This window comes from Oxalicibacterium sp., assembly GCF_035565035.1.
Lineage (GTDB): Bacteria > Pseudomonadota > Gammaproteobacteria > Burkholderiales > Burkholderiaceae_D > Oxalicibacterium.
Map to the genome: position 1 here is coordinate 1 of NZ_DATMTD010000041.1, position 7,587 is coordinate 7,587.

General features: G+C 56.3%; 9 protein-coding genes. 3 read left to right on the forward strand and 6 right to left on the reverse strand.

What is annotated here, in order from left to right; translation table 11 throughout:
• The first annotated feature begins 115 nt into the window (after positions 1 to 115).
• Positions 116 to 475: a DUF4870 family protein gene (locus tag VN114_RS03945; protein WP_325512208.1), complete on the forward strand. Its 360-nt coding sequence runs from the start codon at positions 116 to 118 to the stop codon at positions 473 to 475.
• A gap of 49 nt (positions 476 to 524) precedes the next feature.
• On the opposite strand, the gene VN114_RS03950 is transcribed toward VN114_RS03945, so the two are convergent.
• From VN114_RS03950 to phaR, 4 genes are all read right to left on the reverse strand, one after another.
• Positions 525 to 1,691, reverse strand: coding sequence for a cystathionine beta-lyase (locus tag VN114_RS03950; protein WP_325512210.1), 1,167 nt, complete (start codon positions 1,689 to 1,691; stop codon positions 525 to 527).
• A gap of 28 nt (positions 1,692 to 1,719) precedes the next feature.
• On the reverse strand, positions 1,720 to 2,214 hold the full coding sequence (locus tag VN114_RS03955; RefSeq protein WP_325512212.1) for a hypothetical protein: 495 nt from the start codon (positions 2,212 to 2,214) through the stop codon (positions 1,720 to 1,722).
• Entirely contained in the window at positions 2,214 to 3,578 is a 1,365-nt protein-coding gene (gene rimO / locus VN114_RS03960) for a 30S ribosomal protein S12 methylthiotransferase RimO (RefSeq protein ID WP_325512214.1), read from the reverse strand. The genes VN114_RS03955 and rimO overlap by 1 nt, the downstream gene beginning before the upstream one ends.
• A 148-nt stretch (positions 3,579 to 3,726) precedes the next feature.
• Positions 3,727 to 4,287 (reverse strand): polyhydroxyalkanoate synthesis repressor PhaR, encoded by a 561-nt coding sequence (gene phaR / locus VN114_RS03965; RefSeq protein WP_325512216.1) that lies wholly within the window; start codon positions 4,285 to 4,287, stop codon positions 3,727 to 3,729.
• 250 nt (positions 4,288 to 4,537) lie between these two features.
• Between phaR and VN114_RS03970 the strand changes: the two genes are divergently transcribed.
• Entirely contained in the window at positions 4,538 to 4,777 is a 240-nt protein-coding gene (locus VN114_RS03970) for a hypothetical protein (RefSeq protein WP_325512218.1), read from the forward strand.
• 16 nt (positions 4,778 to 4,793) lie between these two features.
• On the opposite strand, the gene pgeF is transcribed toward VN114_RS03970, so the two are convergent.
• Positions 4,794 to 5,546, reverse strand: a complete 753-nt coding sequence (pgeF, locus tag VN114_RS03975; protein ID WP_325512220.1) for a peptidoglycan editing factor PgeF — start codon at positions 5,544 to 5,546, stop codon at positions 4,794 to 4,796.
• Between the two features lie 24 nt (positions 5,547 to 5,570).
• Entirely contained in the window at positions 5,571 to 6,554 is a 984-nt protein-coding gene (locus VN114_RS03980) for an RluA family pseudouridine synthase (RefSeq protein ID WP_325512222.1), read from the reverse strand.
• Between the two features lie 99 nt (positions 6,555 to 6,653).
• On the opposite strand from VN114_RS03980, the gene VN114_RS03985 reads away from it, so the two are divergent.
• Entirely contained in the window at positions 6,654 to 7,439 is a 786-nt protein-coding gene (locus VN114_RS03985) for an outer membrane protein assembly factor BamD (protein WP_414694188.1), read from the forward strand.
• The last annotated feature ends 148 nt before the right edge of the window (positions 7,440 to 7,587 follow it).

Below are 7,587 nucleotides of genomic sequence, written 5' to 3' on the forward strand. Positions count from 1 at the left end.
CTCTGTGAAACAGGAAAATACGGACAACGGCTTGCAAAAATTCTACTAAAGAATGTATGGTTCAAGAACCATACTTGCAATCAGACGTCCTACGAGTTCCATGAAAGGATCCGACATGAACCAGCAAATCGTCCTCGATACGCAACTGCAATCGACAAAGAATCTCGCCTGGTGGCTCTACATCGCGCACGGCGCCAGTTTTCTGTTGTCGCTCGGCCTCTTCTCCTTCATCCCGCTGATCCTCAACTATGTGAAGCGTGACGATGCGGCCAACACGTTCGTCTACAGCCATCACGGCTGGCAGATCCGTTCGTTCTGGTGGTACCTGGTATGGATGACGCTGGGCGGCGTTCTGTTCCTGACGTTCGTCGGTATTCCTGCAGCGTTTCTGGTGTGGGCGCTGGCATGGCTATGGAAGCTGTATCGCCTGATCAAGGGCATCATCGATCTGAACGACAACAAGGCGATGCCGTAATCCTTCGTTGGTCCGCAAATAAAAAAGCATCCGCAGGGATGCTTTTTTATTACAGGATACGCAAGGCCTTTGCGATATCCGCCATCAGGTCATCCGGATCCTCGAGCCCGATATTGAAGCGTACGAGTTGCCCCTGATAAGGCCAGTTGTTGCGCATGGTTTTCATCCGGTACGGCACACACAGACTGTTCGCTCCCCCCCAGCTGAATCCAATCTTGAACAGCTTCAACGCATCGACAAATCGATCCGTCTGTTCTTCGCTATAACGCGGATCGAACAGCACGGAGAACAATCCGCCGGCACCGCTGAAGTCACGCTTCCAGATTTCATGCCCCGGACATTCCGGCAATGCCGGATGCAGCACAGTGGAAATTTCAGGCAGCGTCTGCAACCATGCAGCGATCTTGCGCGCAGCCGCATCGTGCGCGTCAAAACGCAGCTTCATCGATGGCAGGCTGCGCAAGACCAGATAGCAATCGTCGGCGCCGACGCCGAAACCGAGACGCATGTGTGCCGATTCCAGCTTGCGATTGAGGCTTTCATCGCGCGTAATCACGGCGCCCATCAGCACATCCGAGCCACCCGACTGATACTTGGTCAGCGCCTGCATGACGATATCCGCACCGAGATCGAACGCACGCAATGCAAGTCCTGCAGACCAGGTATTGTCGAGCGCGACAGGAACGCTTCTCGCATGGGCGGCCTGACAAATGGCTGGCAGATCGGGGATTTCCATCGACACGGAACCCGGCGACTCCGCCCAGATCAATCTGGTGTTCGGCTGGATCATGGCAGCAATACCCGCGCCGACCAGCGGATCGTAATAGCGTGCCGTGATGCCGAAATCCTGTGCGAGCCAGTTGCCCAGTTCACGATTCGGGCCGTACACATTGTCGGGAAGAAGAACGTCGTCGCCAGTCTTGAGCAGCGCGAAGCTGATCATCGCAATCGCGGCCAGTCCGCTCGGCGCAAGACGGCAGTATTTGCCATCCTCGATCGCAGCGAGCCGCGCTTCCAGCGTGAACGTGGTCGGCGTACCGTGCAGGCCGTAGGTATATCCGGTCTTCTGCTGCCAGTTGCGCGAACGCATCGCCGCAACGTTATCGAACAGCACGGTCGATGCATGATGAATCGCCTGCGGGAACGCATTGAATCCTTCCGGCGCTGCGTAATCGTTGTGGATCAGTGCAGTCTGGAAAGATGGGCGATCGGTCACAGCGATTCTCCGGAAATGACTTTATTGATTACTTCTTTGCGGTTGCAGATACTTTTTTATGCGATACCGGTTGCAACGTTTCGGCTGGAATTACCGTCAGGCTGAACGGTTTGGTCACCGTACCGTCGGCCGACATCCAGCTTCCGGTCAACGTGTCCCCATTCAACTTGCCGTCCCACTGGCCGGAAATGTCGGTACCGTTCTCCGACTCTTCCATGAACAAGGTGGTGCCTTCCATTTCGCCGGCAAGCAGGATTTTCAGTGAGCGGCCGAAGATGAAATATTCGCCTTCCAGTCCTTCATCGACCTGTTCCTTCGGACGAATATTGACCTGCACGTTCTGGTCACCCAGTACGCCGCGCAGAAATACCGGCTTCAGGAAAAGCGGCGCGGTCGGGACAGCGGCAGCAGCGTCGGACGAAGCGGTCACATTGGCCGCTGGCGCAGGAACGGTATCCACAGCAAACGCGGACGGCATCGCGGCAATCATCGTGATTGCCAAAACAGTTTTCAGCAATCGCATCATGCCTCCGCCCACAGATCGTGCGCGTCGGATGCAATGATGCGCACATCGACGAAGTCGCCGACCTTCAGTTTCAGATGCGGCTCGAAAGGCGGCTTGACGTAGACGACGCCGTCGATTTCCGGCGCATCGGCGCTGGTGCGACCGACGCCGCTGCCGTTGCGTTCGACTTCGTCGATCAGCACGCGCATCGTCTTGCCGACTTTGGCCTGCAGACGTTTCTTGGAGATTTCTTCCTGCAGCAGCATCACGCGACCGCGACGTTCTTCGCGCACTTCTTCCGGCACCGCATTCGGAATGTCATTCGCCGTTGCGCCTTCGACCGGCGAATAGGCAAAACAGCCGAGGCGATCGATTTGCGCTTCTCTCAAGAAGTCGAGCAGGTATTCGAATTCCGCTTCCGTCTCGCCGGGAAAACCTGCGATGAAGGTCGAGCGAATCGTCAGGTCGGGACACAGTTCGCGCCATGCCTGGATGCGTTCGATATTTTTTTCGCCGCTGGCCGGACGCTTCATGCGCTTCAACACATCCGGATGCGCATGCTGCAGCGGCACGTCCAGATACGGCAGGATTTTCCCCTGTGCCATCAACGGGATCACATCGTTTACGTGCGGGTACGGATAAACGTAATGCAGTCGCACCCACGCACCGTATTGCGCTGCCAGCTCGCCGAGTGCTTCGGTCAATTGCGTCATGTGCGTGCGAACCGGACGCCCATTCCAGAAGCCGGTGCGGAACTTGACGTCGACGCCGTAGGCGCTGGTGTCCTGCGAAATCACCAGCAGTTCCTTGACGCCCGCCTTGAACAGATTTTCTGCCTCCAGCATGATGTCGGCCACCGGACGCGATACCAGATCGCCGCGCATCGACGGGATGATGCAGAAGCTGCAGCGGTGATTGCAACCTTCGGAAATTTTCAGATACGCAAAATGCTTCGGCGTCAGCTTGATACCTTGCGCCGGCACCAGATCGATGAAAGGTGCATGCGGCTTCGGCATGTGTATATGCACCGCATCCATCACCTCGCCCAGCGCGTGCGGGCCGGTAACGGCGAGCACTTTCGGATGCACCTTGGTGATGATGTCGTCGCCGTCGGCATCCTTTTTCGCACCGAGGCAGCCGGTCACGATGACCTTGCCGTTTTCATGCAGCGCTTCGCCGATGGCGTCGAGCGATTCCTGCACGGCGGCATCGATGAAACCGCAGGTGTTGACGATCACGAGATCGGCGCCGTCATAGGATTTGGCGGTGTCGTACCCTTCAGCGCGCAGTTGCGTCAGGATCTGTTCGGAATCGACCAGGGCTTTCGGGCATCCGAGCGAAACGAAGCCGATTTTTGGTGCGTTTTGTGTTGCGTTGGTCATGGAGGGGAACGGGTAACCGGGTAAAAAACCGGGGTTGAAACGAAGCCGCTATTGTACCCGTTCAGCCTGCCGACAAGGCGGCGCAAGGGCTGCCGGGGAGACAATCGTTGCTTGATGATTGCCTGGTTGCGCGATGGTTGCGCTTTTGCTACTTGCCGTTTTGATCAGCCGGCGCGCTGAAGGCAAAATCGCCGAACATGCTTTTCGACTGCGTCTCCATCTGTTCCTGCATCTGCACGAACAGGTTCTTGCTCTGCTCGATGTAGTTGCTCATCATGCCCTGCATCATCGGCGCCTGCACGTTCATGAACTGTGTCCACATTTCCGGATTGAACGGCTTGCCTTCGACGAGCTCTTTCGAGTTTTCGCTCAGCTTGTTCTGGATGTCGATGAAGGTCTGGATATTCTTTTCCAGGTACGCGCCCATCATGCCCTGCATCGCATGTCCGTAATAACGAATGATCTGCGCCAGCGCCGCGATGGAAAACATCGGTGAACCGTTCGCTTCTTCTTCCAGAATGATCTGCAACAGGATGCTGCGTGTCAGGTCATCGCCGGTCTTGGCGTCCGCCACGGTAAAGACTTCATTCCCGAGCACCAATTGCTTGACGTCGGCGAGCGTGATGTAGGAACTCGTTTGGGTATCGTACAGACGGCGGTTCGGATACTTCTTGATCAAACGCTCGGAAGATTTTTTTACACTTGTCATCGGGATTTCCAGCTTGCTGCGTCGCAACGCATTTTCTTAAATTGACTGACAAAGCGAACGCAGTTCGCCGAGGAAGGTCGTTATAGTGCGCAAAAACAAGGGTTTACGCAATACTTGTAATATCGGCACGTTCTGCCGCATCGCACGAAAAATCCGGAAATTCATCGTCTGGCACATTGATAAAGGCAGTTTTCATCCCGTTCACGCCCTTTTCGCGTATCTTTGCGTTTTTGCATTTCAGCCGGCACGCATGTACATCATCGTCATCGCTTGGATTTATGTCGTCTTCATGATGGCGATTACCGAAACTTCGGTCGTTGCGGGCATCATGACCTTCCTGCTGTATGGTTTGCTGCCGGTAGCGATCCTTGTCTACCTGATGGATAGCGGACGGCGTCGACGCAAGCGCAAGGCCGAGGAAATACAACGCCGCGAACAGGCACTCAGGCAAACGGAAGCCCAATCATCTCAACCGCCGCAGGAAAACTGATCGAGTTGACAGCCGGTTAACGCAACCAGATCAACGCAGCCATTCGTCCGGTAAAGCCGTCACGGCGATAGGAATAAAACCGTTCCGCATCGGTCACCGTACAGAAATCGCCGCCACTTACCTGTGTCACGCCCGATTTCGCCAGAACTTGGCGCGCCAGCCGGTAAATATCGGCCATATACTTGCCCGGTTTGCCTGAAATCGGGCGAAATGCCTGCAAGGCAATCTCGTCATCCGAGACGAACGCCTGCAACACGTCTTCTCCCACCTCGAACTGATCCGGACCGATAGCCGGGCCGAGCCATGCATGGATATCTTCTGCACCGGATGCACGCATTCGCCTGACCGTATTTTCCAGCACGCCGCCGGCCAGTCCGCGCCAGCCCGCATGGGCCGCACCGACTGCACGCCCGGCCGCATCGGCAAAAAGAACAGGCAGACAGTCCGCCGTCATGATTGCGCAGACGACGCCACGCTGCGTCGCCACACTGGCATCGGCCTGCGGTGCATTGACGACGTGTGCAGCATCGACGACATCCGTTCCATGTACCTGCGTCAGCCACGCGGGTTCGTTCGGCAAGCGATCATGCAGCAGACTGCGATTCGCCATGACATTATTCGGGCTGTCGCCGACATGCAGGCCGAGATTCATTCCACGCTCGCCTGATAAATCGCCATACGGACCAGCGCTGATACCGCCGCGGCGCACTGTCATCAATGCGCCGACAATGTCGGACGAAACAGTCCAGTCGGGAATGATCGGTTTCATGTCAGATCGTGAATATCGACTTCTCTATGGTGCAGCGATACCGGCGCGCGCAATCAAATCCGCGAAATCCTGCGGCAGCACCGACGACCACTCGCACGCCTTGCCGGAAACGGGATGGATCAGACCGAGCCGCTGTGCATGCAAGGCCTGCCGCGGAAAAACCGGTGTCAGATGCGGCTTGCCATACAACGCATCGCCCACCAGCGCAAAACCGATCGACTGCATGTGAACACGAATCTGATGCGTACGCCCGGTTTCCAGTTGACAGCGCATCAGGCTGACCGGACGGCCATCCAGCGCACCGGTTGCCAGCCGCGTGAAGTGCGTAACGGCAGGCTTGGCCGTCATGTTTTCGGAAACGGCCATCTTGATCCGGTCACGCGGATGACGGCCGATCGATGCATCGATTTTTCCCGATACGTTCGGCGTTCCCCATACCAGCGCCAGATATTCACGCTTGACCGTGCGCGCCTGCAACTGGCGCACCAGGTCGGTTTGCGCCACCAGCGTTTTTGCAACGACCATCAAACCGCTGGTGTCCTTGTCCAGCCGGTGGACGATGCCCGCGCGTGGCACGCCAGATAGTGCCGGCGAGTAATGCAACAAGCCATTCAGCAAAGTACCCGACCAATTGCCCGCGCCGGGATGCACCACCAGTCCAGCCGGCTTGTCGATCACGAAAATGGCGGCATCTTCATGCACGATGCACAAGTCCATCGCCTCCGCTGCGAACGCCTGATCCTCCGGTGCAGGCTGCGGCGCGATGATGACTTTTTCGTCGCCATATACGGTCATCTTTCCCTTCGCTACCTCGCCATCGATGCTGACATGCCCGCCATCTATCCATTGCTGCAGACGGCTGCGCGAGTACTGGGGGACCAGCGTGGAAAGCACCTTGTCGAGGCGAACGCCGCATACATCCGGCGTCAGCTGAAGTTCGATTGGAAGAATTTCGCTTGACGCGACATCCGCGTCGTCGAGGCCATCCCAGTCGCCATCGGGAGACATATTATTCTGTACAGCTGTTTCAGTCGGGTTCACTGGCAGTCCCATCGGCTATAATCACTCATTGTCCAGCGGCACCCCGCAAAAATCATGCAAAACCACATGCAAAAAATCATCCTCATCGTTTTCGTTCTTCTGCTTTCCGCGTGCAGCAGTTTTTCCGATCAGGTCGACGAAACCAAAAACTGGTCGCCGTCGAAATTATACTCGGAGGCCCGCGATGAACTGAATGCGCTCAACTATGAACGAGCCATCAGTCTCCTTGAAAAACTGGAATCGCGTTATCCGTTTGGTACCTATGCGCAACAGGCACAGATGGAAATCGCCTATGCCTATTACCGTCAAGGCGATCAGCCGCAGGCACTCGCAGCAGTCGAGCGCTTCATCAAGCTGCACCCGGATCACCCGAACGTCGATTACATGTATTACCTGCGCGGCCTGATCAACTTCAACGACAAGGTCAGTATTTTTGATTTCCTGTCGCGACAGGACAACACCGAGCGCGACCCGAAAGCGGCACGCGAAGCCTTCGATTCATTCAAGCTGCTGGTCGAACGTTTTCCCGACAGCAAATACACGCCGGATGCCACAGCGCGTCTCGCCTATCTGGTCAACGCGATGGCGCAATACGATGTGCACGTTGCCGACTACTACTATCGCCGCGGCGCCTATTTGGCAGCAGCCAATCGTGCACAAGCTGCCGTGAAAAACTATCCGGGTGCGCCTGCAGCGGAAGAAGCGTTGTTCATCATGATGCGGTCGTATAACGCGTTGGATCTGCCACAATTGCGCGATGACGCAGAACGCGTGCTGCGCCGGAACTTCCCTGACAGCATCTACTTCAAGGGTGGCAAGAAGAACGAAAAACCTTGGTGGCAGATCTGGTAATTCTGCTGGCAATCAATTGATAAAAAAGCCTCGCATTGCGAGGCTTTTTCATGTGGTTCGTTATTCCCTTAACTGCCTGCCATGATTTATACGGCTAAGCGCCGCTTGAAAATCCACGACTGCGCATCCGAAGCAGTCTCATCGAATG